Origin of the sequence: Paenibacillus sp. 598K, from assembly GCF_003851045.1 — a bacterium.
In the GTDB taxonomy this organism is placed as follows: Bacteria; Bacillota; Bacilli; order Paenibacillales; family Paenibacillaceae; genus Paenibacillus_D.
This window is the reverse complement of sequence record NZ_BFBX01000242.1, coordinates 1-288: the sequence shown is the minus strand read 5'-3', so window position 1 is coordinate 288 and position 288 is coordinate 1. Positions and strand designations below refer to the sequence as shown.

The 288-nt window shown below is 63.5% G+C and carries 1 protein-coding gene; it reads left to right on the top strand.

What is annotated here, in order from left to right:
• A partial coding sequence (locus tag PA598K_RS34815) for a histidine kinase dimerization/phospho-acceptor domain-containing protein (protein WP_305781317.1) occupies positions 1–288 on the top strand: 288 nt, incomplete at both ends.

The following is a 288-nucleotide window of genomic DNA, read 5'->3' as shown; positions in this document are numbered from 1 at the left end:
GCTGAAGACGCCGCTGACGATCATCGAGAGCTACGCAAGTCTGCTGCGGCGCAGAGGGCGGGACAATCCAGAGCTGATCGGCGAGTCGGTGGAGGCGATCCATTCGGAGGCGGTCCGGATGAAGCAGATGACCGAGCAGCTCTTGCTGCTGGCTCAGCGCAAGGAGCAGTGGGACGTCGAACCGGGGACGGTGGATCTGACCCAGCTGGCGTTGGACACGGCTAGAGCATACAGCAATGCCTACGAGCGAGAGGTGGTCGCCGAGGCCGAGCAGGTCGAGCTCGCTTA